At 43.0% G+C, this 25090-nt stretch carries 31 protein-coding genes; 28 read left to right on the top strand and 3 right to left on the bottom strand.

Features of this window, described 5'->3' with window-relative positions; all coding sequences use genetic code 11:
• The first annotated feature begins 56 nt into the window (after positions 1 to 56).
• The 4 genes from VQ643_RS07535 (at position 57) to VQ643_RS07520 (ending at position 2637) form a co-directional block, all read left to right on the top strand.
• Positions 57 to 659, top strand: a complete 603-nt coding sequence (locus tag VQ643_RS07535; RefSeq protein ID WP_414198921.1) for a CoA pyrophosphatase — start codon at positions 57 to 59, stop codon at positions 657 to 659.
• 15 nt (positions 660 to 674) lie between these two features.
• Positions 675 to 1193, top strand: coding sequence for a gamma carbonic anhydrase family protein (locus VQ643_RS07530; RefSeq protein ID WP_414198919.1), 519 nt, complete (start codon positions 675 to 677; stop codon positions 1191 to 1193).
• Positions 1194 to 1283: 90 nt separating this feature from the next.
• Entirely contained in the window at positions 1284 to 2063 is a 780-nt protein-coding gene (locus VQ643_RS07525; RefSeq protein WP_414198918.1) for a class I SAM-dependent methyltransferase, read from the top strand.
• Positions 2064 to 2094: 31 nt separating this feature from the next.
• Entirely contained in the window at positions 2095 to 2637 is a 543-nt protein-coding gene (locus VQ643_RS07520) for an AAA family ATPase (RefSeq protein ID WP_414198917.1), read from the top strand.
• On the opposite strand, the gene VQ643_RS07515 is transcribed toward VQ643_RS07520, so the two are convergent.
• Positions 2615 to 3280, bottom strand: a complete 666-nt coding sequence (locus VQ643_RS07515) for a DUF3313 domain-containing protein (RefSeq protein WP_414198915.1) — start codon at positions 3278 to 3280, stop codon at positions 2615 to 2617. The two genes, VQ643_RS07520 and VQ643_RS07515, sit on opposite strands and share 23 nt — an antisense overlap.
• A gap of 143 nt (positions 3281 to 3423) precedes the next feature.
• On the opposite strand from VQ643_RS07515, the gene VQ643_RS07510 reads away from it, so the two are divergent.
• The 7 genes from VQ643_RS07510 to VQ643_RS07480 all read left to right on the top strand — a co-directional run bounded on the left by VQ643_RS07510 (position 3424) and on the right by VQ643_RS07480 (position 9297).
• Positions 3424 to 3627, top strand: coding sequence for a DUF1289 domain-containing protein (locus tag VQ643_RS07510; RefSeq protein WP_414198913.1), 204 nt, complete (start codon positions 3424 to 3426; stop codon positions 3625 to 3627).
• Between the two features lie 134 nt (positions 3628 to 3761).
• Positions 3762 to 4943, top strand: coding sequence for a formate-dependent phosphoribosylglycinamide formyltransferase (purT, locus tag VQ643_RS07505; RefSeq protein WP_414198911.1), 1182 nt, complete (start codon positions 3762 to 3764; stop codon positions 4941 to 4943).
• A 306-nt stretch (positions 4944 to 5249) separates the two neighbouring features.
• Positions 5250 to 6305: an ABC transporter substrate-binding protein gene (locus tag VQ643_RS07500; protein ID WP_414198909.1), complete on the top strand. Its 1056-nt coding sequence runs from the start codon at positions 5250 to 5252 to the stop codon at positions 6303 to 6305.
• 2 nt (positions 6306 to 6307) lie between these two features.
• Positions 6308 to 7081, top strand: a complete 774-nt coding sequence (locus VQ643_RS07495) for an ABC transporter permease (protein ID WP_414198908.1) — start codon at positions 6308 to 6310, stop codon at positions 7079 to 7081.
• A complete protein-coding gene (locus VQ643_RS07490; RefSeq protein WP_414198906.1) occupies positions 7081 to 7869 on the top strand; it encodes an ABC transporter ATP-binding protein in 789 nt (262 codons plus the stop codon). The genes VQ643_RS07495 and VQ643_RS07490 overlap by 1 nt, the downstream gene beginning before the upstream one ends.
• Positions 7870 to 7873: 4 nt before the next feature.
• Entirely contained in the window at positions 7874 to 8605 is a 732-nt protein-coding gene (locus VQ643_RS07485) for an aspartate/glutamate racemase family protein (protein WP_414198904.1), read from the top strand.
• A 71-nt stretch (positions 8606 to 8676) separates the two neighbouring features.
• A complete protein-coding gene (locus tag VQ643_RS07480) occupies positions 8677 to 9297 on the top strand; it encodes a pentapeptide repeat-containing protein (RefSeq protein WP_414198902.1) in 621 nt (206 codons plus the stop codon).
• Positions 9298 to 9301: 4 nt separating this feature from the next.
• Here the strand turns inward: VQ643_RS07480 and VQ643_RS07475 are convergent, their stop codons facing one another.
• Together VQ643_RS07475 and VQ643_RS07470 are read right to left on the bottom strand one after the other, a co-directional pair.
• Positions 9302 to 10585, bottom strand: coding sequence for an HlyC/CorC family transporter (locus VQ643_RS07475; protein ID WP_414198900.1), 1284 nt, complete (start codon positions 10583 to 10585; stop codon positions 9302 to 9304).
• A 14-nt stretch (positions 10586 to 10599) separates the two neighbouring features.
• Positions 10600 to 11400 carry an inner membrane protein YpjD gene (locus VQ643_RS07470; protein WP_414198898.1) on the bottom strand — a complete coding sequence of 267 codons (801 nt, stop codon included), beginning with the start codon at positions 11398 to 11400 and terminating at the stop codon, positions 10600 to 10602.
• Between the two features lie 197 nt (positions 11401 to 11597).
• Between VQ643_RS07470 and VQ643_RS07465 the strand changes: the two genes are divergently transcribed.
• The 17 genes from VQ643_RS07465 (at position 11598) to rplT (ending at position 25012) form a co-directional block, all read left to right on the top strand.
• On the top strand, positions 11598 to 12125 hold the full coding sequence (locus VQ643_RS07465; RefSeq protein WP_414198896.1) for a YceD family protein: 528 nt from the start codon (positions 11598 to 11600) through the stop codon (positions 12123 to 12125).
• A gap of 9 nt (positions 12126 to 12134) precedes the next feature.
• Entirely contained in the window at positions 12135 to 12317 is a 183-nt protein-coding gene (rpmF, locus tag VQ643_RS07460) for a 50S ribosomal protein L32 (RefSeq protein WP_414198894.1), read from the top strand.
• Positions 12318 to 12320: 3 nt separating this feature from the next.
• The gene (gene plsX / locus VQ643_RS07455) at positions 12321 to 13364 is read left to right on the top strand and encodes a phosphate acyltransferase PlsX (protein WP_414198892.1); all 1044 of its coding nucleotides are present in this window, start codon (positions 12321 to 12323) and stop codon (positions 13362 to 13364) included.
• 63 nt (positions 13365 to 13427) lie between these two features.
• Positions 13428 to 14366: an ACP S-malonyltransferase gene (gene fabD, locus VQ643_RS07450; RefSeq protein WP_414198891.1), complete on the top strand. Its 939-nt coding sequence runs from the start codon at positions 13428 to 13430 to the stop codon at positions 14364 to 14366.
• Positions 14367 to 14376: 10 nt separating this feature from the next.
• Positions 14377 to 15120 (top strand): 3-oxoacyl-ACP reductase FabG, encoded by a 744-nt coding sequence (gene fabG, locus VQ643_RS07445; protein ID WP_414198889.1) that lies wholly within the window; start codon positions 14377 to 14379, stop codon positions 15118 to 15120.
• A 197-nt stretch (positions 15121 to 15317) separates the two neighbouring features.
• The gene (gene acpP, locus VQ643_RS07440; protein WP_414198887.1) at positions 15318 to 15551 is read left to right on the top strand and encodes an acyl carrier protein; all 234 of its coding nucleotides are present in this window, start codon (positions 15318 to 15320) and stop codon (positions 15549 to 15551) included.
• 91 nt (positions 15552 to 15642) lie between these two features.
• Positions 15643 to 16881 (top strand): beta-ketoacyl-ACP synthase II, encoded by a 1239-nt coding sequence (gene fabF / locus VQ643_RS07435; RefSeq protein WP_414198886.1) that lies wholly within the window; start codon positions 15643 to 15645, stop codon positions 16879 to 16881.
• A gap of 2 nt (positions 16882 to 16883) precedes the next feature.
• Entirely contained in the window at positions 16884 to 17696 is an 813-nt protein-coding gene (pabC, locus tag VQ643_RS07430) for an aminodeoxychorismate lyase (protein WP_414198884.1), read from the top strand.
• Between the two features lie 8 nt (positions 17697 to 17704).
• Positions 17705 to 18745 carry an endolytic transglycosylase MltG gene (gene mltG / locus VQ643_RS07425; protein WP_414198882.1) on the top strand — a complete coding sequence of 347 codons (1041 nt, stop codon included), beginning with the start codon at positions 17705 to 17707 and terminating at the stop codon, positions 18743 to 18745.
• 8 nt (positions 18746 to 18753) lie between these two features.
• Entirely contained in the window at positions 18754 to 19386 is a 633-nt protein-coding gene (gene tmk, locus VQ643_RS07420; RefSeq protein WP_414198879.1) for a dTMP kinase, read from the top strand.
• A complete protein-coding gene (locus VQ643_RS07415) occupies positions 19379 to 20365 on the top strand; it encodes a DNA polymerase III subunit delta' (protein WP_414198877.1) in 987 nt (328 codons plus the stop codon). Before tmk ends, VQ643_RS07415 begins: the two co-directional genes overlap by 8 nt.
• Positions 20366 to 20438: 73 nt before the next feature.
• Positions 20439 to 20783 (top strand): PilZ domain-containing protein, encoded by a 345-nt coding sequence (locus VQ643_RS07410; RefSeq protein ID WP_414198875.1) that lies wholly within the window; start codon positions 20439 to 20441, stop codon positions 20781 to 20783.
• 65 nt (positions 20784 to 20848) lie between these two features.
• Positions 20849 to 21634, top strand: coding sequence for a TatD family hydrolase (locus tag VQ643_RS07405; protein WP_414198873.1), 786 nt, complete (start codon positions 20849 to 20851; stop codon positions 21632 to 21634).
• Between the two features lie 258 nt (positions 21635 to 21892).
• Complete coding sequence (gene thrS / locus VQ643_RS07400; RefSeq protein ID WP_414198872.1) at positions 21893 to 23815, top strand: threonine--tRNA ligase; 1923 nt, start codon at positions 21893 to 21895, stop codon at positions 23813 to 23815.
• Positions 23815 to 24366 carry a translation initiation factor IF-3 gene (infC, locus tag VQ643_RS07395; RefSeq protein WP_414199031.1) on the top strand — a complete coding sequence of 184 codons (552 nt, stop codon included), beginning with the start codon at positions 23815 to 23817 and terminating at the stop codon, positions 24364 to 24366. Before thrS ends, infC begins: the two co-directional genes overlap by 1 nt.
• 62 nt (positions 24367 to 24428) lie before the next feature.
• Positions 24429 to 24623, top strand: coding sequence for a 50S ribosomal protein L35 (rpmI, locus tag VQ643_RS07390; protein WP_414198871.1), 195 nt, complete (start codon positions 24429 to 24431; stop codon positions 24621 to 24623).
• 32 nt (positions 24624 to 24655) lie between these two features.
• Complete coding sequence (rplT, locus tag VQ643_RS07385; RefSeq protein WP_414198869.1) at positions 24656 to 25012, top strand: 50S ribosomal protein L20; 357 nt, start codon at positions 24656 to 24658, stop codon at positions 25010 to 25012.
• Positions 25013 to 25090 lie beyond the last annotated feature (78 nt).

Raw genomic sequence — 25090 nt, 5'->3', positions numbered from 1 at the left:
TTGTCGAAAAACAAAGGAGTGTTACTATCTTTAATAAAGAATAAGAGAGCTAAATTATGTTGCTAGATATGGTACACAGAGTAAGGTCCTATCAGCCTAAAACGATTAAAGTAGCTTCACATGTTCCTCAGGCGGCTGTTTTGGTGCCTATTACTGAGTCTACTCATCCTCAGGTTATCTTAACGCAGCGTGCTACTGGACTTTCTACACATAGTGGTGAGGTGGCTTTTCCTGGTGGCCATTATGAGCAGCAGGATGTTGATCTTATCGCTACAGCTTTACGTGAGGCTCATGAGGAAGTGGGCTTGCTTCCTGAACGTGTTAAGGTGGTTGGCCCTTTAAGCACATTAATGTCGAAACACGGCGTGAGTGTGACGCCCTATGTTGGTTTGGTGGCAGAACATACAGAGTATGTGGCAAATGAAAGTGAGATAGCCGCTATTTTTTCTGTTCCTTTATCATTTTTTGCAGATGATGCCCGCGAAATGACTCATCGAATAGATTATCAAGGGCGCAGTTGGTATGTACCTAGTTACCAATTTGAGGGATATAAAATCTGGGGTTTAACTGCCATCATGTTGGTGGAACTCACCAATCTAGTGTTTGGTGCAGATATCGATCTGCACCGGCCGCCAGTTGGAAAGCTTAAAATCATTTAATAAGGATAATAAAAAATGAAATATCGTTTAGCTAACCGTAGTGTTGAAGCTCACCCAGATAGCTGGATTGCACCCTCGGCCGATGTTATAGGTAGTGTTCGTTTAGATGCAGGTGCTAGCGTTTGGTTTGGTGCCGTATTGCGTGGAGATAATGAGCTGATTCATATTGGGGAAAATGCCAACGTGCAAGATGGCACAGTGATTCATACGGATATTGGTTATCCCTTAATCTTAGGTAAAGGTGTGACCATTGGACATAATGTGGTGCTGCATGGCTGCACAGTAGGTGACTACAGCTTAATTGGCATTAATGCAGTGATATTAAACGGTGCAAAAATAGGTAAATATTGCTTAATTGGCGCTAATAGTTTGGTACCTGAAGGCAAAGAAATCCCAGATGGTAGCTTGGTTATGGGGTCACCAGGCAAGGTGGTTCGTCAATTAACACCTGAGCAAATGAAAGGCTTAGAAGCCAGTGCAGCGCACTATGTGCAAAATGCACAGCGTTATAAAAAAGACTTAGTAGCTGAGTAAACTCCTTCCATATAGCCTAAGTAAATAGGCTAGGTTTATTTTTCTTTTGAAAGATCAGCTTGGATTAAAACCCTATTGGTAGGAGTATTTATGTCTATAGATTTTAATGCAGCCCACCAACATGATGCTTATACAGGGCGTGATGCACAAGATTCTTGGATAGCGCTCATGGCGTCTTTAGTGGATGCGCGCAATAAGAACGTGGCTGATATTGGCTGTGGTGGAGCTGTTTACTCAAGGGCTTGGGTAGAGCTTGGCGCTAAGCAAGTTGCTGCTATTGATTCTTCTAAAGTTATGCTTGAAGATGCCCAGCGTGAAACCAAAGGCATAGCACAAATAAAGGTGTTAGAAGGAGAAGCCTTGGCTAGCGGACTAGCCAATAAAAGCCAAGATATTGTTTTTCAGCGCGCTTTGATTCATCACTTATCCTTAGAAGATCAATTACATTGCTTTGCTGAGTCTTACCGTGTGTTAGCCGCTAATGGGGTCTATATTATTCAAGATAGAACCCAAGAAGATGTGCGCTATGCGGGGAGTCCTGAGCATATTCGTGGTTATTTGTTTGAATGCTTCCCACGCTTGTTAACCTTTGAGGCTAAGCGACGGCCTACGGCTGAATTGGTTAAACAAGGACTTAAATCAGTCGGTTTTCGATCTGTAAAACAGTTAAGTTTTTGGGAGGACCGCTTGCTATATCCCAATATTGAGGCATTACAGCAAGAGTTTAGTGCGCGTAAGGGGCGTTCTATCTTGCATGAATTAACCGATGCTGAACTGGAACAGTTAATTGCGTATATTTCGCCAAAAGTAACGGCGCATATGCCATTAATGGATAAAGATTCTTGGACTATTTGGGTTGCCCAGAAATAGTGTATGCAATAGGTATGAAATTTAAGAAAAGATGACAAAACGTTTTATTATAACAGGTGGACCTGGTAGCGGAAAAAGTACCTTACTAGCGTATTTGGCTGCGCAAGGCATACAGACTAGTATTGAAGCGGGGCGTGCTATTATTCAAATGCAAGAGCGTATTGGCGGTAGTGCTTTGCCTTGGCGCTCACCTGAAAAATTTGCCGAGCAAATGTTAACCTGGGAAGTTTATTCTTATGAACTAGCCAAGGATGATATCTGTTTATATGATCGAGGCGTGCCAGACATTCTTGGTTATTTAAATTTATCTCAGCTACCCATTCCAGAATATCTAAAAAAAGCCGCTGAGCTGTATCCTTATCAACCACAAGTGCTTATTGCGCCACCGTGGTTTGAGATCTATTGTCAAGATGAGCAACGCAAGCAAGACTATCCATTAGCGGTAAAAACCTACCAAGCAATGTGTGATATCTATACCGAGCTTGGTTATCAACTCTATGAGTTGCCTAAAGCCAGCGTCGAGGAGCGCGCTGACTTTGTGCATAAAGTTATTAGCTTACAGGTTGAAAACTAGCAATATCTGTTGCTAGTAAATCAATGGCTTCTTTTACATCGTTTAGGCTGAGTTTGGTCTTTTTGTTGGAGAGTGTTTCGCCGTTAGCGCGCATAATCACACGCACCACAGGTTGACGTGAGTTTGAATCAACAAATTCAGCTTCAAAAAAGATGCTACTACGAATGTCTCGCCCACCCATTGCATACTCAGCGCCAGACACTATCGCCATTACAGGCAGGACCTCATAAGGTTGGAAAGACTCTGTTTTTAGATCTACCCGAGTGATAGCGCCTTGGAAAATTAAGGCGTTATGTTTGTTTGCTGGCGTCTGGATTTTTTCTTCTTGTTTATTTAAGGCTAATTCAACCTGTTTATTGGCATAATTTAGGATATTTTTTAGGGTTCCTTTAGTAATTTGTTCAGACTTGGCAGGTAGTGGATGATATTGAATGGGGGTGTAAATAATCTGTCCGTATTGGCTAAGTTCTACTTCAGGGTTTACCCAGCGCAAGGCTTTACGTCCTGAGTCGGCTTCAATCACCGTTAAGCCATCATAGTTGGATAAAAAACTACCATATTCATTAGGTTTGGCAATTTTTTGACTGCAACCTGTTAAGAGTGTCAAAGCTAATAAAGAGCTGCCAATAATTAACTTACGCATGAGATATCCTAGGACTAAAAATGCACTCATCATAAGAGCTAAGGGTTAATTGGGTAGGGAAAATATTTTACAATTTATTTATATTATGCTCAGAGCCATAACACTTTATGGCGTTGGCTAGACTAAATAAACAGAGGTGTGCTTTGTCTATACCAGAGAACGAGAAGCCAGTAGCTTCGCCTTGTGTGAGCATTTGCGCTTTAGATATTGATGATATTTGCATGGGCTGTTACCGCACAGGCCAAGAAATTAGTTATTGGGGAAAAATGAGTAACGAAGAAAAGCGCGAAGTTTTACGTCGTTGCGTAGAGCGAGAAAATAAAAGCTTTAAACCTTATCCTCTGTAAAACGCTAAGTTGCAGTATATTGTTACAGTTTTGTCAAACTGATAGAAAAATTTAGTTTCGTGTAAGCTCTTGCTAGCCTAGATTAGCATTTTACGTGTAGAGTAGGGCTTCTATAGGTTGCAAGAGGACGCAAAATGCCTTCCATAGGTACTCCCCTGTCAAATAAGGCCACACGAGTGTTGCTCTGTGGTGCAGGAGAGCTAGGTAAAGAAGTAACTATTGAATTACAACGATTAGGCGTTGAAGTGATTGCTTTAGATCGTTATGCCAATGCACCTGCCATGCAGGTTGCGCATCGTAGTTACGTAGTGGATATGTTAGATGGTGATGTATTGCGCGCCATTATTGAACAAGAACAACCACATTACATAGTTCCCGAAATTGAAGCCATTGCGACTAAAACATTAGCCGCGCTTGAAAAAGATGGCTTTACTGTCATACCTACCGCAAGGGCTACTCAGCTCACTATGGATCGCGAAGGCATTCGCCGTCTTGCCGCGGAAGAATTAGAACTTCCGACCTCTCCTTACCACTTTGCGGACAACTTTGATGAATACCAACAAGCGGTTGCTGCATTAGGTTATCCATGCGTAGTTAAACCCCTAATGAGCTCTTCTGGTAAGGGACAAAGTGTTTTACGTAGTGCAGAAGATTTACAAACAGCTTGGGACTATGCACAAGAAGGTGGTCGGACAGGTGCAGGGCGGGTCATTGTTGAAGGCTTTATTGATTTTGACTATGAAATAACCTTGCTCACTGTGCGTCATGCGCAAGGTGTTTTATTCTGTGATCCTATTGGTCATCGACAAGAAGATGGCGATTACCAAGAATCATGGCAACCTCAAATTATGAGTGAAGCGGCACTTGAGGAGGCTCAGCGAATTGCGCGTGCGATTACTGACGATTTAGGTGGTCGCGGTGTATTTGGTGTTGAGTTATTTGTCAAAGGCGACCAAGTGTGGTTTAGCGAAGTCTCCCCACGCCCGCATGATACAGGTTTGGTCACGCTAATATCGCAAAACTTATCTGAGTTTGCCTTACATGCGCGGGCTATTTTAGGTTTGCCGATTCCTTATGTTCGCCAGTATGGGCCTGCTGCTTCGGCAGTGATTATGGCCGAAGGTTGCTCAGAAGAAACAGTTTTTTCTAACTTGGGCATTGCGTTATCTGAACCAGACACTGCTTTACGCTTATTTGGTAAGCCTGATGTCGATGGTAAGCGTCGTATGGGGGTGGCTTTAGCCCTTGATGAAAATATAGAAGCTGCTCGTGCGAAGGCAAATCAATCGGTTCGCTCAATCGGTATTCAACTCTAATGAAATTAGCTAAGGGTGGAAGCTCTTAGCTAATATCGTCTTAGCCTACTCTGGCAACTGTTTTTAAATAAAAGCCATTATTTCGTTACCCTTTTTAGCAAATTAGTTTTTGCTGGAGTAAGACGCTTGCCTTGCTTTTTGTAGGCATATCACACCCATGGTTATGTTTTATCTTTAGCAATCTAGCTAAATCTTAGGTTAAGATTTTAATTCCTTTTTGATATAAAATTATCTTTACTTATTATTTTAGGTTATTCTGCGCCTGATCTATAGTGTGCAAAATAATAGTATGTAAGAGATTTAATTATGCACAGTTCTTGGATTAACCGCATTGTCATTGCAGGTCTATTGTCATTTCTTGCTTTAACTCAAGGCTGCTCGCCTGAACAGGAAGTGACAGCTACTGAATCGAGTGAAAAATTAGAAGAAGTGCGCTTGGCTTGGGCGGGCGGCCCGCGTATATGGGTATTAGGGCAAATAGATAAGTCGTTTGATCAAGCACTAGGCGTACCTGTTAAATGGGTTGAATTTGCCTCTGGTGCTGAAGTATTAAGTTTGTTTGCAGCCAATGAAATTGATATTGCTCGTTTTGGTAATAACCCAGCTATAGCAGGAATTAGTCGTGGTTTACCTATTGAGATCATAGGGTTAGAAGGGCTGGTTGCCACTAGCGAAAAACTCATGGTTAAACCTGAAATTAAACAACTAAATGATTTAGCTGGTAAAACTGTTGCCTTCCCAGCCAACTCCACTGCTCAGTTTGCATTAGAAGCAGCGCTTGAAGTGCAGGCCATTGATAAAAAAAGCATTCGCTTATTGCCTTTAAAGCCAGCTGAAATTGTGGCAGCGTGGAATCGTGGTGATATTGATGCGGCTTATGTCTGGGCACCATTTTCGTTGGAGTTAGAAAAGCAAGGGGCGCACGCCATTTATCAAACAATAGATTTAAAACAACACGGCATTATTGTGTATAACAACTTTGTCGTACGTAAAGAGTTTGCGCAGCAACATCCAGCACTAGTTTCAGCATTTTTGCGTAACTACCAGGCTAAGGTTGATGAGTATCAGAATGCGCCAGAAGAGGCTATTTCTAAATTGGCTCGACATTTGAGTTTACCAGCAGAGCAGGTGCGCGCTAGTTTGTCCGGTATTGAATATATACCACTAGAGCAGCAAGCCACTAAGGTGTATTTAGGTTCTATTAATCATGATAAGAACAGTGGTATTGCTCAGTCTGCGCTTGATATTGCTGATTTTTTGATTCGCACAGGTGAAATTCGTGTTCAAGATAAGCCTGAAAGCTATGCCGATTTTATCAATAATCAATACCTAATTGATGCTGTTAGCGTACAAGAGCCGTAATCATGACTAAGCTTTATTTACGTAGTATTAGCTTGTTTGCAGTGGTTGTGGTTATTGCTGTATGGCAGTTATCAAGCGGTATGGGGTGGATAGCTTCTAGCTTGCTTTTATCGCCATCTGAGTTGGTCAAATCAGTGCCTGATTTAGTTTCTAATGGTTATCGCCTTGTGCCGCTGTATGAACATATTTGGGTGAGCTGTGCGAGAGCATTCTCTGCATTTTTGATGGCTATTGTGCTGGGCGTTCCTTTAGGTTTGATAATGGGACGCAGCCCTGTGCTTAACGCCATATTAGATCCTTTTGTGCAATTTCTTCGACCTATTCCCAAAATAGCCTTGATCCCTTTAGTGGTGCTCTGGCTTGGTATTGGCGAAGGTTCAAAGTTTTTTCTTATTTTTATAGCCACTTTTTTGAGTGTCGTTGTTGGGGCTGCTGCGGCGAGTCGTGATATTCCAGAAGATTTATTAAGAGCGGCCAGAAATCTAGGTGCATCGCCAGTGCAAATAATTGTGCGTGTCATTTTGCCTTATAGTTTGCCTGCTTTATTTACAACAGCTCGGCTTTCTATTGGTATTGGTTGGACGTCGTTAGTCGCTGCTGAAATGGTTGCCGCAACATCTGGACTAGGCTGGATGATTTTGAATGCAGGTAATTATTTACGTACAGATGTGGTTATCTTGGGCATTATTATTTTAGGTGGCATTGGCTATTTGCTGGATTTCTTACTAATTAAATTACAAGCCCGCTGGGTGCCTTGGGCGGGGAAGGATTTTTAATGAGTGCGCATGTTGAGTTTATTAATGTAAGCAAGGAATTTATCAGTCCTAGTGGCCAGCAAAATCAGGTTTTAAAAAATCTTAATCTTTCTATTAATAAAGCTGAGTTTGTTTGTCTGTTAGGACCTTCAGGTTGTGGCAAGTCAAGCTTGCTAAATCTTTTAGCAGGTTTTGAACAAGCCAATTCAGGGCAGATCGTAGTTAAGGGTAATTTAGTGCGCGAACCCAGCCCAGAACGGGCTGTGGTTTTTCAGAAGCCACAATTATTTCCTTGGTTGAATGTGCGGCAAAATATTGCTTTTGCACTAACAATGAGAGGCGCGAATGAGCAGAGCTATCAGGCGGTGGTTGACTACTACATGGAGCAAGTAGGGCTAAAACGCTTTGCAGAGCACGCTGTTTGGCAATTATCAGGTGGAATGAAGCAAAGAGTGGCACTAGCTAGAGCATGGGTGCAACAATCAGATGTCTTGTTAATGGATGAACCGTTTGCCGCCTTGGATGCACAAACACGCCTATTGATGCAAGAGATGTTAGTGCAGTTATGGCAAGCTAATAAAACAACAGTTTTATTTATTACCCATGATGTTGATGAAGCTTTGTTATTAGCTGATCGAATAGTTTTAATGACAGGGCAGCCAGGGCAAATAACGCAAGAAATCAACGTTGATTTTTCGCGACCAAGACGCCTTGAGCAGTTAATGGCTGATGCACGCTATATTGCCTTAAAACAGCATATTTTGAATGTTTTGCGTGTGGAAGTAGCACGCCTAATGCAATTAGGTTGAACTTGTGGAAGAAAATCAAAAAACACCTATGTTAGGTATTATTGGCGGTATGGGCCCCTATGCCGCGTTGGATTTACAACGTAAGATTTTAGATATTAGAAATGCACAGTGCGATCAAGACCATGTGCCTATGTTGGTATGGAATAACGGTGTTATTCCTGATCGTCAGTTGGCGCTAAAGGGGATGGGGGAGTCACCTCTAAACGCTATTTTAGAAGGCGTTTTATTATTAGAGCGCGCTGGAGTAAAGAGAATAGCTATTGCCTGCAATACGGCACATTACTGGCATGCTGAGCTACAAAAAGAAACAACAGTTAAGATTTTTCATATTGCACAAGAAGTAGTCAAAACACTACAAAATACTCAAAGTACAGCAGGCACAATTGGCATTATTGCAACCCAAGGAGCGTTGGATGCTAATTTGTATCAATCTATCTTATCTAAAGCAGGATATCGGGTTTTACTGAATAGTTTGGATACTATGGACAACTTCTTTATGAAAGGTTGTTACTTGGTGAAGCAGGGACAGCTAAAAGAAGGTGCCCATTTGATTGAAAACTGTGCGCAAGAGCTAATTGAGGCGGGAGCACAGTATTTACTGCTAGCCTGCACAGAGATTCCATTAGCATTACAAAGTATCAATTCTAAGTACTTAGTGTATGCCATAGATCCAACAGAGGTACTGGCTAAAGCCTGTGTGCAGTGGTACCTACAAGAAACAACAAAGAATATTTGATGTAACAACTAGTTAATAGAAAGAGTTAGTCAGTTTTTTTATACTGGTAAAAAATATAGACTATCCTTGCCGTGAAAAAAATACTTCAGACTAAATGGTCCAGCCCACACTTTCTAGAATATATCCAGCCGCATTTAGCGGCTTTAGCCAGTGCTTCGCCTAAACTTAACTGTGTGGACTTCTCTGGAATAGTTATAGGCCCTGATTCTGATTTGGATACTCTGCGTGGGTTAAGTCTACATCAAGCCCAGATTAAAGCGGTTAATTTTAGCCATGCTGTGCTGGCGACCTCGTTTAACCACAGCTGCTTGGAACAAGTTGACTTTGCTTATGCTCAATTGGATTACTGTGCTTTTAATCAAGCGCGCATTGAAAAATCAAGCTTTCTGCATGCACAGATTCTAGCTAATATGGATGATGTAGTCTGCGTAGATTGTATTTTTGACTCGGCACTGTTTATTGCAGGCATGGCTGGAATGGAGTTTGGTGGGCGTAGAGCGACATTTATTAATTGTGACTTTACAGCGGCTATTTTCCAAGCAGTTGCTTTTCGAGCGGCTCGTTTTATTGACTGTACTTTTTATAAAACACAGTTTGTAAGCTGTGATTTAAGAGGAATGAAGGTGCAAGGGGGGACCGCCTTGCAGCCACAGCAATTTAAGTTAATGACAGTACCTAAAGGTGTTTGCTAGCACCTTAGTGGTTAGCCATTGTTTTTTTAGTGTTTTTAAGATCACGAGCGAGCACAGAGATAATACGATTGTCACGAATTTCTAAGGTTTCTAGGTAATACTGCCCAAGCTTTAAGCAAACAGGACCGTCAGGAAGATCTTCTAAATGTTCAGTAATCAAACCATTGATAGTCTTAGGGCCATCTAGTGGAAGCTGCCAGTTAATTTCTTTATTGAGCTCGCGTACATGCGCTGTGCCATCAATAATATAGCTACCATCCTCTTGCAAACTGGCTTCAGGCTCATGGCGATTTTCAGGCGCACTAAAGTCGCCTACAATTTCTTCAAGAATATCTTCCAAAGTAACAATGCCTTCAACGTCACCATACTCGTCAACCACAATGGCGAAACGACGTTTTTGTTGTTGAAAGTTTAATAGTTGAATCGACAGTGGTGTGCTTTCTGGAATGAAATAAGGCTCATTGCATGCGCTTTGTAAATCTTCATGGGTCAGTTTGTTCAGGGTAAGTAAGCGCGCTATTTGGCGCATATGAATAACGCCAAGAATCTGATTAATATTATCCCTATAAAGAGGTATACGTGTATGAGTAGTAGTACGTAGTTGCCAAACAATAGTATTTAAATCACTGTTAAGATCAATTCCAAAAACCTCATTGCGGGGGATAAGAATGTCATTGACAGTAATCTTTTCTAAATCCAGCACACCTAACATCATTTCTTGGCCATTATGCGCAAGGCTGGCTTGTGAGTCGCGCACAATGGCACGTAATTCTTCACGAGAAAGTGCGTCTGAGGTTTTAAGGCTAGTATTAACACCTAGCATGCGTAGTAAAATATTGCTAATAGTTGAGGTTAGCCAAACGGCGGGTGCTAGAATAAACATCAGAACTTTAAGTACGCGTGCTGCAGGGTAAGCGACAAGCTCAGGACGCAGGGCCGCCAAGGTTTTAGGTGTAATTTCACCAAAAATAAGGACTAAGATTGTCATGCCAGCAGTGGCAATTACAACACCAGCTTCACCCCAAAACTTGACGCAAACAACAGTAGCAATGGAGGCTGCTAAAATATTAACAACGTTATTGCCAACTAAAATAGTACCAAGCATACGATCAGGTTTACTCAGTAGTTCACTGGCTAGCTTTGCGCCTTTATGGCCTTCACGTGTTTTATGGCGTAAACGATAACGGTTCAGGCTAAGCAAACCAGTTTCGGAACTGGAGAAGAATGCAGAGCACAAAATTAAAAAAATCAAAAGGCCAATAAGATAGCCGATATCCATGTCATTCACAGTCAGCAATTACCTTAAGCTGGAAAAATATATTCAAGAACTAATTTGCTACCAAAATAAGCGAGCATTAACAAACAAAAGCCAGCTAATGTCCAGCGAATGGCTTTATGTCCACGCCATCCTAGGCGATAGCGACCCCACAATAATACGGCAAATACTACCCAAGCAAGGCAGGATAATAAGGTTTTGTGCGCTAAGTGCTGCGCTAAAAAATTTTCAAGATAAATAGCCCCAGTCATTAGTGATAAGCTTAAGAAAAGCCAGCCAGCACTTAAAAAGGCAAAGAGCAGTGACTCCATGGTTTGCAATGGCGGAAAAAGTTTGATTAGGCGTGATATAGGGCGCTTACGTAGTTGTTGCTCTTGATTAAGCAAAAGTAAAGATTGAAAAACGGCAATGATAATCATGCCAGAGGCTAAGATTGAAAAAAGAATATGTGCCAAAATACCTGGGTGTTCTTGAATAGGGTTCACGGTGCCAGCTGGAATAAATGTTGAAAGCAATACAGTAACCCCACTAATGGCAAAAAGTGGCGAAAGCAGCATTTGCAATGGCATACGCGTGCAGCCAATTAACATAACAGCTACTACAGTTATAGCCGTTAGGCTAGCAGCATTAAAAAAACTTAGGGCTAAACCTGAGGGTAAAAAAACCTGTGGAAATAAGGCAAATGAATGAGCAATCAAGCCTAAAAAACCAATGACGATAAAAAAGGTATTATTCAGGCTATTTTTACGCCATAGGCAGTAGCCTTGGTAGAAGCTGGCGGCAAGATATAAGCTGGCAGCGATAAGATGTAACCACAAACTAGACATATAAACTTTACATTCACAGTAAGATCAATATCATGTGAGTTTCGCACAGAGTGCTTAAGCAAGAAAGACTTAAAACAAATAAGTGCGAGAAACTTTTACTTATAATGAAAAAAAGAGTACGCCTTTTAGCGACTTTCTGCATTATAAATCGAATAACCTTTGACAGTATGCCTACGCATCCATAGAATACCGCGCCTATGTTGAATGGACCGATTCCTCCTCACGTTGATCCTCGTAAATTAGCTGATCGTGGCATTAGCCTTAACGGCAGCCTGCCTTTGGCACAGTTTACAAGGGTTTGCGATTTGTCGACACATGCTACTGGTAATGTACTAGTAAATGTGACCTTTAGTCGCGACCAGCAAAAAGCTGTTATAATACAGCTTGATCTTACTACTGAGGTCGGGATGGTTTGCCAGCGTTGTCTGGAAGAAGCCGCTTTGCCATGTCAGGGTAGTTTTAGCTACGCAGTGATATGGCCAGGCACGGATGATTCACAGTTGCCGAAAGGCTACGACGTACTGGAAGTGGGGGAAGAGCCCCTGGATTTGCATGCGCTAATCGAGGATGAGCTGTTGCTGAGCTTGCCGATTGTGCCGATGCATCCAAGTGACGAATGTCGGCCGCCAGTTGAGCTTGAAGAACCTGAGCTTGACGAGGAAGAGGTAAAAAAGTCCAACCCGTTCAGTATATTGGCGCAATTAAAGCGTGACCCAAACGTTTAGGAGTTAATTATGGCTGTTCAGCAGAACAAAAAATCTCGTTCAGCGCGCGATATGCGCCGTTCACACGATGCACTAACTGAAAATGCATTGTCTGTAGAGAAAAGCACTGGTGAAGTGCATTTACGTCACCATGTATCACCAACTGGTGTGTACCGTGGTCGTCAAATTGTGAGCAAGGATTCTGCCGAGTAAATCTTGACAGCTCCAATTGTTGCAGTTGATGCGATGGGCGGGGACTATGGTCCTCGCTGCATTGTACCTGCTTGTATTACAGCGCTAAAAGCGCACCCGTCATTAAAACTGATCCTTGTAGGTCAGTCCGCTGTTTTAGAAAAAATTCTTTCTCATTATTCTTTAGCTGATAAACAACGCCTTTCTGTGGTTGATGCATCTGAATGCATTGCTATGGATGAGTTGCCTTCACAGGTGATTCGGGGAAAAACTAATTCCTCAATGCGAGTAGCTGTTCAGTTAGTTAAAGAGGCAAAGGCTGATGCTATCGTGAGTGCCGGCAATACAGGGGCGCTTATGGCTTTGTCGCGTCTTGAATTGGGTACTTTTGAAGGAATTCATCGGCCTGCCATTATTACGGCGCTACCAACTGAGCAGGGACGTTCCTATATGTTAGATCTTGGAGCAAATGTGGATTGCTCTGCTGATAACCTAGTGCAGTTTGCGCTCATGGGGGTGGCAGCGTTAGAGGCAGAGGGTCTGTCTAGCCCTAAAGTTGCTCTGCTTAATATAGGTACAGAAAATATTAAAGGTACGCAGGCAGTGAAGGCTGCAGATGAGCTACTGCAACGAATGCCTAGTGTTAACTATATAGGTTATATTGAAGGTGATGGCTTGTTCCGCGGTGAAGCTGATCTGATTGTCTGTGATGGTTTTGTAGGAAACGCTATCTTAAAATCAGCAGAAGGTATGGTGCAGATGATTGGTGGTCAGGTGCGTGAGCAGCTAGGCCGTGGTCTGCGCGCCTTGTTAATGAAATGGTTGTCCATTCCTGTTTGGCGCGCCTTATCTAAAACACTTAAGCCCGCGCAATATAATGGTGCCTGCTTACTGGGTTTGAATGGAGTGGTTATAAAAAGCCATGGCTCGGCGACTCATGAAGCCTTTGAATATGCAATTGAAGCAGCCGTTAATGCAGCTCAACGTAATGTTTATGAACGTATGCAAGAACGTTTAGCCTTTTTATTGGCAGAATGTGACCATAGCGGCGCCTCTATCATCCAATAGTCGATTTGTGATGACTTATAGGTCATGGCACACTTATTTGCTGAATAACTGATGAAGGTTTTTATGACTGCATCTCTTGCGTTCGTATTTCCAGGACAAGGTTCTCAAGTGGTTGGGATGTTGGGTGAGTTAGCTCAAGAACACCCTATTATTCTTGATACCTTTGCTCAAGCATCAGAGGCTTTAGGTTATGACCTATGGGCTCTGTGTCAAAATGGTCCAGCAGAATCGCTGAATCAAACTGATAAGACTCAACCCGCTATTTTAACGGCGTCTATTGCGCTATGGCGTTTATGGCAAGCGCAAGGCGGTGCTCAGCCTGCTTATGTCGCTGGTCATAGTTTGGGGGAGTATTCTGCTCTTGTCGCAGCGGAAAGTTTATCGCTTGCAGAAGCGGTAAAGCTTGTCGAGTGGCGTGGGCAATTAATGCAGCAAGCGGTTCCAGCTGGTGAAGGTGGTATGGCTGCAGTACTAGGTCTTGATGATGCTGACGTGCAAGCGGCTTGTGACGAAGCAGCGCAAGGGCAGGTTGTTAGTGCTGTTAACTTTAACGCCCCTGGTCAAGTGGTTATTGCCGGTAGCGCAGCGGCTGTCGAGCGTGCCATTGAGGCCTGTAAGGCGCGTGGTGCTAAACGTGCTTTAGCATTACCGGTCAGCGTGCCTTCTCATTGTGCGTTAATGAAGCCAGCAGCTGAAAAGCTGGTTGCTGCGGTTAATGCTATTGCATGGAAAATGCCAAATATCGCATTAGTACAAAACGTAACAGCCAGTAAAGCAGCTGATTTGGATTCATTAAAAGAAGATTTATTGGCTCAATTATACAGTCCAGTGCGTTGGGTAGAATCTATGGTTTACCTTGCCGCGCAAGGTATTACTGAGGTGGTTGAGTGTGGTCCGGGTAAGGTTTTATCGGGGCTAAACAAGCGTTGTATTAAAGGCGCTAATACCTATAATCTTGAATCAGCAGAAGGTCTTGCTGCTGCTTTAGATGCTCTGAAATAAGGAGTCGCTTGTGAGTTTAGAAGGAAAAGTAGCGCTAGTAACTGGTGCTAGTCGTGGTATTGGTCAGGCGATTGCGCTTGAATTAGGTCGCTTAGGTGCAACGGTGGTAGGTACAGCTACATCTGAGAAAGGTGCGCAAGCTATTACAGAAACCTTAAAAGCGAATAGTATTCAAGGTGCTGGCTTAGTGTTAAATGTCAGTGATGATGCTTCTGTGGCGGCTACCTTAGAAAAGCTACAAGCAGACTTTGGGCAACCACTGATTTTAGTCAATAACGCAGGTATTACTCGCGATAATCTAATGCTGCGTATGAAAGATGACGAGTGGTATGATGTTATTGATACTAATCTAAACAGCATGTTTCGTTTATCTAAAGCCGTTATGCGTGGTATGACGAAGGCACGTTGGGGGCGTATTATCAATATTAGTTCTGTGGTAGGCTCTATGGGTAATATGGGGCAAGCTAACTACGCAGCAGCTAAGGCGGGAGTTGAAGGTTTTGGACGTGCGTTGGCGCGTGAAATTGGTTCTCGTGGCATTACAGTTAATGCGGTAGCGCCAGGCTTTATTGATACGGATATGACCCGTGAATTACCAGAAGAACAGCGTCAGGCGCTGTTAACCCAGATTCCATTAGGACGTTTAGGGCAAGCAAAAGAGATTGCTACTGTAGTGGCTTTTTTAGCGTCCGATGATGCCGGCTATATCACAGGGGCAACAATTCCTGTGAATGGCGGCATGTATATGAGTTAAAATAGATTTTTTGTGACTAGTGGTTATAATCCTTAGTCATAAATGCAGTTTACTGAGCTTTGGGCACAGTTAATTTGAAGTAGGGTTGTTGCAGTAAAGGGCAAGCCGTTAGCTTATCACTTGAAATAAGCGAAACCCTTTTTATACACTATGCGGCAGCCTGGGTTGCCCGGATATTTTCCATTTAGGAGTTACACATGAGTACTATTGAAGAACGCGTTAAGAAGATTGTTGCTGAACAATTAGGCGTTAAAGCTGAAGAAGTAACTAACAGTGCATCTTTTGTTGAAGATTTAGGCGCTGACTCTCTTGACACTGTTGAATTAGTAATGGCTCTAGAAGAAGAATTTGAGACTGAAATTCCTGATGAGCAAGCTGAAAAAATCACTACTGTTCAAGAAGCGATTGATTACGTTACAGCGCACGCTTAATTTGGAACAGCGGTTCTGAATATGAAAAGCCGCACGACCTTGTAGGCGTGCGGCTTTTCTTTGTCAGTCAAAAGCAGAAGAGGTTATCGCCATGTCGCGTAGACGTGTTGTGGTTACCGGAATGGGAATGGTGACTCCGCTAGGTGTCGATGTTGCATCAACCTGGGCAGGGATTCTCGCTGGTAAAAGTGGAATTGGTCCTATTGAACACATGGACACCACAGCTTTCACTACCCAATTTGGTGGTTCAGTGAAAGGTTTTGATGTTTCACAATATATGCCAGAAAAAGATGCACGCCGACTAGATTTGTTTATTCAATATGGTTTGGCTGCCAGCTTACAGGCAATTGAGGATGCAAAACTTGAAATTACAGATGCTAACCGTGAGCGTATAGGTGTTGCTTTAGGTTCAGGCATTGGTGGTTTGCCCAACATTGAAAATACAGGCAAGACGCTAGCTGAGTCAGGCCCTAGACGTATTTCACCATTCTTTGTACCCGGTTCTATTATCAATATGTTGTCAGGCACTTTATCTATCCAGTTGGGATTAAAAGGGCCTAGTTATGCGGTAACTACTGCGTGCACAACAGGTACACATAGCATTGGTATGGCTGCACGTAATATTGCGTACGGCGAAGCAGATGTGATGATTGCAGGGGGTTCAGAAATGGCAACCTGTGGTTTGGGATTGGGTGGCTTTGCAGCAGCGCGAGCACTCTCCACTCGAAATGACGACCCTCAAGGTGCTAGCCGTCCATGGGATAAAGACCGTGATGGTTTTGTTTTGTCAGATGGTGCAGGTGCCTTAGTGCTGGAAGAGTACGAATATGCTAAAGCGCGGGGAGCTACTATTTATGCCGAGCTCATTGGCTTTGGTATGAGTTCTGACGCTTATCATATGACGGCACCTTCAGAAGATGGTGATGGTGCAGCACGCTGTATGGCTGCTGCTTTGCGTGATGCAGATATTCAACCTAACGAAGTTCAGTATGTTAATGCGCATGGCACATCAACGCCTTTAGGCGATCTCGTTGAGGTAACAGCACTTAAACGTGTGTTTGGCGAGCATGCTTATAAACTAGTTGTTAGCTCAACTAAATCTATGACAGGGCATTTGTTAGGGGCAGCAGGCGCTATTGAGGCTATTTTCAGCATTCTTGCTCTGCGTGATCAGGTTGCTCCGCCAACAATTAACCTAGAAAGCCCAAGCGAAGGTTGTGATCTTGATTTTGCTGCTAACCAACCTAAGCCAATGGTAATAGATACTGTGCTATCTAACTCCTTTGGTTTTGGTGGTACTAATGGCAGTTTAATTTTTCGCAAAATCTAAGCATGTCAATTTGGCTTAATGGTCAGCTAGCGGAAACTATTTCCCTAGCTGATCGCGGTTTAGCTTATGGTGATGGTGTTTTTGAAACCATGAAGGTGGTGGATGGAAAAATTCCATTATTAGATTGGCACTGGCAGCGTTTGCTAAATAGTTGCCAGCGTTTGCAAATCCCTTTAGATATTCGACTATTACAAGCTGAGTTAGATTCCTTCCTTAGCACCCAGGCTGATCTTGACTTTACTTGCAAGCTAATTATAACTCGAGGTTTGGGGCAGCGCGGCTATGCGCAGCCAAAGCCTTGTTTGCCTAACCGTATTTTATTAGCATCCGCTTCCCCCGTTTGGCCGTCCAGCTACGCAGAGGAGGGGATTTGTTTATTTGAATGTCAAACAGCGTTAGCACGTCAACCCTTATTGGCAGGAATTAAGCACCTTAATCGTTTAGAGCAAGTGTTGGCTCGCAATGAATGGCAAGATAGTAAGTATGCCGAAGGTTTAATGCGAGATACGCAAGGCTGGGTTATTGAAGGGGTTTTTAGCAATATTTTTTGCGTTATTAATGGTTGTTTAGTTACTCCAGACTTGTCTGATTCTGGGGTTGAAGGAGTGCGCCGGCAGCAGATTTTAGACTTGGCTAAAATGCATGCTTTATCTTATAAGGTAGCAAAGCTGAGTTTGTCTGATTTGGCGCAGGCTAGCGAAGTATTTATGTGCAATAGTTCATATGGTATTTGGCCAGTTCGTGAATTTTCTACTCAACACTGGTTGGTTGGCCCTATCACCCGTAAACTACAACGTCTTATCGAATATAAGTAGGCACACTTGTGATCCGTAAACTATTTCTTACTTTATTTAGTTTTATCTTGGCTGTGGCTATTGTTGGTGGTGCAGCCTTTTGGTTGCAAGAAGATTCAGTAACGCAAAAACTATCCATTACCACTGAGTACATATTAGAGGTGCCATCTGGCTCAACGCCTAACGCCTTATTTTCACGTTTAGAATCAGAGGGCCTTATTCAGGGGGCTTTCTGGTTGCGCTTGCATTGGCGTTTAAATTATCAAGGTAAAAATCTTCATGTAGGTGAATATCGCTTAACCCCCGGCATGGATGTGAAACAGGTAATTGATAAATGGCTACGTGGCGATATTGTGCAATATAAAGTGACCCTGGTAGAAGGGCATAATATTCGTCAAATACGTGCAGCATTAGCGGCTAATGAACATATTACTCAAACATTAGGTGATGTATCTAATGCTGAGCTGATGGAGCGCTTAGGCAAGCGAGGCGTTCATCCAGAAGGGCAGTTTTTTCCAGACACCTACCAGTTTACTAAAGGGCAAACTGATTTTGAACTCTTAAAACAAGCCCATCAACGCTTAGAGAAGGTCTTAGCGCAAGAATGGGAGCAGCGCGCAGATAACCTACCCTTAAAAACACCTTATGAAGCCTTAGTGTTGGCCTCCATTATTGAAAAGGAAACGGGCGTGCCATCAGAGCGCAGTGAGATTGCCGGCGTATTTGTGCGACGTTTAAATAAAGGGATGAGGTTGCAAACTGACCCAACTGTTATTTATGGCATGGGCGAACGTTATCAAGGGCGTATTCGTTCTGCAGATTTAAAAGAAGCAACAGCTTACAATACTTACCTTATTCAAGGTTTGCCGCCTACACCTATTGCTATGGTTGGACGTGAAGCCATACATGCTGCTTTGCATCCCAAAGAAGGTCGTAGCTTATTTTTTGTGGCAAAAGGTGATGGTTCACATTATTTTTCAGAAACACTCAGTGAGCATAATAAAGCGGTGCGTGAATATCAGTTACGGCGCCGTAGCGATTATCGTTCTAGTCCTGCATCCACTGAGTAGGGAAGTCTATGCCAGGTTTATTTATTACGTTAGAAGGCCCAGAAGGTGCTGGGAAAACAACTAATCGTACGTTTATTGCTGACTATTTGCAGCAACAAGGAGTTGAGGTCGTCCTTACGCGAGAGCCAGGAGGGACGCCTTTGGCTGAACAAGTACGTGAATTGTTATTAGCGCCTAGTAATGAAGTAATGGCCGTAGATACGGAGCTATTACTGATGTTTGCCGCGCGTGCGCAGCATATTGCTGAAAAAATCAAGCCTGCATTGCAGCGTGGAGCAGTTGTGCTCTGTGATCGTTTTACCGATGCAACCTATGCTTATCAAGGTGGTGGGCGTGGTTTAAGTCAGCAACGTATTCAAATATTAGAGCAGTTTGTCCAGGGTGATTTGCGGCCTGATTTAACCTTATTATTTGATTTGCCTATTGAAGAAGGTTTAAAACGCGCGGCGGCGCGCGGCCGATTAGATCGTTTTGAGCAAGAGCATCAAGCGTTTTTTCAGCGTGTGCGTGAAGCGTATTTAGTACGAGCTAAACAAGAACCAGAGCGTTTTTCAGTTATTGATGCCGCACCTATTTTGAGCGAAGTTCAAGAGCAAATTAAATGCTTGTTTCCACGCATTATGGAGCGCTTAAGTGTCTGAGTTGTTCCCTTGGCAGCAAAGTATGTGGCAACAATTGACGGCCAATAGTCAATTTGCCCATGCTTATTTATTCTATGGTCATCAAGGCATAGGTAAGCGTCAGTTTGTGGAGTGCTTTGCTGCCTTGTTGCTATGTCAAAAACCACAACAAAAAGCCTGTGGTCATTGTTCGTCATGTCGCTTATTAGCCGCTCAAACGCATCCTGACTTTTTTCATCTTGCACCAGAGGAAGAGGGTAAAAGCATTGTAATTGGGCAAGTGCGCGAGCTGGTGGCTGATATTGCGCAAACGGCACAGCAGGGTGGCCGTCAAGTTGTGATTGTTGAGCCAACAGAGGCAATGACTCTTGGCGCTTCAAATGCACTCTTGAAAAATCTAGAAGAACCCAGTGGTAGTACCGTTTTTTTACTGGTCAGTGATCAGATTAGCTTCTTGCTGCCTACCATCAAAAGTCGTTGTGTTTTGCAAAAATGCACAATGCCTAATAATCAGCAAGCCTTGGATTGGTTAAAGAGTGCTAAACCTGATATACAAGATAACGATCTGCAAGCAGCTTTGGCTTTGGCCGGTAACTCGCCATTAAAAGCGCTGTCGTTATTAGAGCTGGATGTACTTGCTCAGTATGAACGAGTTGTAGAGGGTGTGAAAAAACTCTTTAAACAGCAAGTTACAGCGTCTGATTTGGCTTTAGCATGGGCTAAAATTCCGCAAGAATGGCTAATTAACTGGTTTGCTGATTGGACGCAGGCTATTTTGCGCTTTAAGTTAACGCAAGACATGCCCTTGCTTGAAACCAATAGCATGTTTCCTGTAATTAAATACTTAGCTGAAAAAACACAACTGGAACCTTTGATTGAGGTGCAAAATTGGCTATTAGATCATCGGCAGAAAGTTTTAAAACGAGTACCATTACGGGCAGACTTACTGTTTGAAGGCTTGCTTTATCGCTGGTTAGGTCTGCTTGCGCGAAAAAATTGAGCTGCATCACTTATAGGTTTGCAATAACACTATAATTTTATAGAACGTATGCTATTTGCTGAAAGGAAGTGTCATGGGGCTAGGTCCAAGAAATGCCATTTTAAACTTAACCATTAAAGATAAAGCTGTGCTATATGCTACCTATATGCCCTTTATTAAAAATGGCGGCTTGTTTATTCCAACCAATAAAAATTACAAAATTGGTGATGATGTATTCTTATTATTAACGCTAATGGAAGAACCAGATAAACTTCCAGTAACTGGCAAGGTAATCTGGATTACGCCGACAGGCGCACAAGGTAACCGTGCCGCAGGTGTTGGTGTGCAATTTGGTCCTAATGATTTAATGGTAAAAAATAAAATCGAAACTTATTTAGCGGGTACTTTAAAATCGGACCGTCGCACCTATACGCTTTAAGCTTTCCTCTTTCCTTAGATAACCGTTATCATGGCTAGCTTATTTTTAGTTAGCCATGATGTTATATGTCGTTTAATTACTTTACTGATTCACACTGTCATCTTGATCGTTTAGATCTGTCAGCTTATAACGGCTCTTTAGAGCGTGCTCTGCAAGCAGCACGTGATAAAAATGTAAAGCGCTTCTTGTGTATAGGTGTAAGCGCAGATAATGCACACAGAGTGCGTGAGTTAGCTTGTCAGTACGATGATGTAGATTGCTCTGTAGGTGTGCATCCACTTGATGTGCAGGGAAATGGTGTAGTAGATCAGGAATGGCTACTTGAGCAAGTTAGTGCGCCAGAAGTAGTAGCTATTGGTGAAACTGGACTAGACTATCACTATCAGCCTGAGTCAGCAGTGTTACAACAAGCTTCTTTTGCTTTGCATTTAGAAGTTGCTAAGCAAGCAGCAAAACCAATTATTATCCATACGCGTGAAGCGCAAACAGATACTTTAAACATGCTTAAAGAGGCGGCGCTACCTAAAGCAGGAGTTATGCATTGCTTTACCGAAGATTGGCAAATGGCTAAGGCTGCGTTAGATATGGGGTATTATATTTCGATGTCAGGCATAGTTACCTTTCGTAATGCTGTGCAGGTTCAAGAAGTGGCGCGAAAAGTACCTATTGACCGTTTATTAATTGAAACAGATTCCCCTTATTTGGCGCCTATACCCTATAGAGGAAAGCCAAACCTGCCAGAGTATGTTGTGGAAGTTGGTGCTTTTGTCGCCGCTTTACGGGGAGTAGAAACAAGTGAGTTGGCACAGAAAACAACGGAAAATTACTTTAATTTATTTAAAAGTAATTAGCAGAAAAAATAAAATAGCCTAGGTTTTCTTATGTATTAAAAAGCTGGGGTAATGGCGATCTTTAATACGTAATTAATATGTGTTAATATTCTCTAGTTAGGCAGCTTAAGGCTGCTTTTGTTGAAGTTTCCAGTGACTACGGCTTAAAAACAGGTTTTACGCTGCTACTGTATGGCAGATAAGTTTTAAGGTCGCTCTTACTGGCCATCCCACCGATGTGACCTTTGGTAGGGGTCACCACTAGGACGAGGAGGCGCCATGCCCATTATTACCCTTCCTGATGGAAGTCAGCGCTCATTTGAACAACCTGTATCAATTATGCAAGTTGCGCAGGATATTGGTCCTGGTTTAGCTAAAGCAACCATTGCAGGTCGAGTTAATGGCCGCTTGTTAGATGCTTGTGACCTTATTGATCAGGATGCGCAGCTGCAAATTATCACTGCAAAAGATGAAGAAGGCGTTGAGATTATCCGCCACTCATGTGCTCACTTAGTTGGGCATGCAGTAAAACAGTTGTATCCCAATGCTAAAATGGTCATTGGCCCTGTTATTGATGAAGGCTTTTATTACGATATTGCGATTGATCGCCCATTTACACCAGAAGATATGGTGGCAATTGAAAATCGCATGAAACAGCTGATTGATCAAGATTACGATGTGGTTAAAAAACTAACCCCACGTGATGAAGTGATCAAGGTATTTGAAGCGCGTGGCGAAGAATACAAACTACGTTTAGTGGCTGATATGCCAGATGAAAAACAAATGGGTTTGTATTATCACCAAGAATATGTAGATATGTGCCGTGGCCCGCACGTACCTAATACACGTTTTTTAAAAGCCTTTAAACTGACTCGCTTTTCAGGTGCCTACTGGCGTGGCGATTCAAAAAATGAGCAGCTACAGCGCATTTATGGCACTGCCTGGGCAGATAAAAAGCAACTAGCCGCTTATATTAAACGTATTGAAGAAGCTGAAAAGCGTGATCATCGTAAGCTAGGTAAGCGCCTTGATCTATTCCATATGCAAGAAGAAGCGCCAGGTATGGTGTTCTGGCATCCAAATGGTTGGACGGTTTATCAGGTGCTTGAGCAGTATATGCGCAAAATTCAGCGCGATAATGGCTATCAAGAAGTACGCACACCGCAAGTAGTTGACCGTATCCTTTGGGAAAAGTCAGGGCACTGGACTAACTACGGTGATAATATGTTTATCACCGAGTCAGAATCGCGCACTTATGCGGTTAAACCAATGAACTGTCCTTGCCATGTGCAGATTTTTAATCAAGGGCTAAAAAGCTACCGTGATTTACCATTACGCCTAGCCGAGTTTGGCGCTTGCCATCGTAACGAACCTTCAGGTGCGCTGCATGGCATTATGCGTGTGCGTGGCTTTACTCAGGATGATGCGCATATTTTCTGTACTCAAGAGCAGGTGCAGCAAGAAGCAGCAGACTTTATTAAACTCACCACAGATGTTTATGCAGACTTTGGTTTTAATGATCTTGAGCTTAAGCTTTCTACTCGACCAGAACAGCGTGTCGGTTCTGATGCACAGTGGGATAAAGCAGAAGCGGCTTTGGCAGCAGCGCTAGATCATGCAGGCTTGAAGTACGAGCTGCAGCCAGGTGAAGGGGCTTTCTATGGTCCGAAAATTGAGTTTTCACTAAGAGATTGTTTAGGTCGTGTATGGCAATGTGGTACATTGCAGCTCGATTTTAACTTGCCTGTACGCTTAGGTGCAGAGTTTGTTAGCGAAGAAAATGATCGTCAAAACCCTGTAATGTTACATCGTGCTATTCTAGGTTCTTTCGAGCGTTTTATCGGTATTTTGATTGAACATTATGAGGGGGCATTTCCTGCATGGCTTGCCCCAACACAAGCTGTAATTATGAATATTACGGACAAACAAGCCGATTTTGCGAAAAAAGTTGAAAAAACTCTGAATGAAAATGGTTTTAGAGCAACTTGTGACTTGAGAAACGAGAAAATCGGCTTTAAAATCCGCGAGCACACTTTACTCAAAGTTCCTTACCTGCTGGTTATTGGCGATAAGGAAATTGAAAACAAAACTGTCGCAGTACGTTCACGTGATGGCAAAGATTTAGGCTCAATGCCTGTAAGCCAGTTTATGGAACTATTAACAACTGCGATTTCCCGGCGCGGACGCCAAGATCTGGAGTGATTATTATCAAGCGAGATATGAGACAAGACAGACGCACTGCCCCTAAGGCACCAATTAACGAAAATATTGCAGCACGTGAAGTACGCCTAATTGGTGCTGATGGTGAGCAGATCGGGATAGTCTCGATTGATGAGGCACTAAAAGCTGCTGAAGAGGCGCACCTTGATTTAGTAGAAATTTCTGCTGAAGCCACGCCACCTGTTTGCCGAATCATGGATTACGGTAAACATCTGTTTGAGAAGAAAAAACAGCAGGCACAGGCGCGCAAAAATCAAAAGCAAGTGCAAATTAAAGAAATTAAGTTTAGACCAGGGACGGATATAGGGGATTATCAGGTAAAACTACGCAACCTGATACGTTTCCTAGAAGACGGGGACAAGGCCAAGGTTTCATTACGATTCCGCGGTCGTGAGATGGCTCACCAGGACTTGGGTATGGAGCTGCTTAACCGAATCGAAGCTGATTTGGCTGAGTATGGCACTGTAGAACAACGTCCTAAGCTGGAAGGACGCCAGCTGATGATGGTCATCGCCCCGAAAAAGAAAAAATAACCCCCTAGGGCACTGGTAGGCCTTAAGGTTATGCGTAATCACTGAATGCGGAGTATTCAAACATGCCAAAAATGAAAACTAAGAGCGGTGCTAAAAAACGTTTTAAGCCAACCGCTAACGGCTTTAAGCACAAACACGCTTTCAAGAGTCACATCTTGACCAAAATGACTACTAAGCGTAAGCGTCAGCTACGTGGTACATCTTTGATGCACCCTACTGATGTACAACGCGTAGAACGCATGTTGCGTCTTCGTTAATCTTTGGTTTAGATAAATAAAGGTAATATTTTATGGCTCGTGTTAAACGTGGCGTTGTGGCGCGTCGTCGTCACAAGAAAGTACTTAAGCTAGCTAAAGGTTACTACGGAGCGCGCTCTCGCGTATTCCGCGTAGCTAAACAAGCAGTTATTAAAGCTGGTCAATATGCATACCGTGACCGTCGTCAGAAAAAACGTCAATTCCGCGCATTGTGGATTGCTCGTATCAATGCTGGCGCTCGTGTAAACGGCTTATCATACAGCCGATTTATTGCTGGTCTGAAGAAAGCAACTATCGAGATCGATCGTAAAGTTCTTGCTGACCTAGCAGTAAATGAAAAAGCAGCCTTTGCAGCGATCGTCGAAAAAGCTAAAGCCGCTCTGGCCTAATTTTCGAACGTAGCAACGTAAAGCGTTTTTGAAATAAGGGAAGGGCCTCAAAGCTCTTCCCTTATTTTTATTTTGCAT

It is taken from the genome of Pseudomonas sp. F1_0610, assembly GCF_047470865.1.
Lineage (GTDB): Bacteria > Pseudomonadota > Gammaproteobacteria > Pseudomonadales > Pseudomonadaceae > JAZDRH01.
This window is presented reverse-complemented; position numbering and strand designations above follow the sequence as displayed.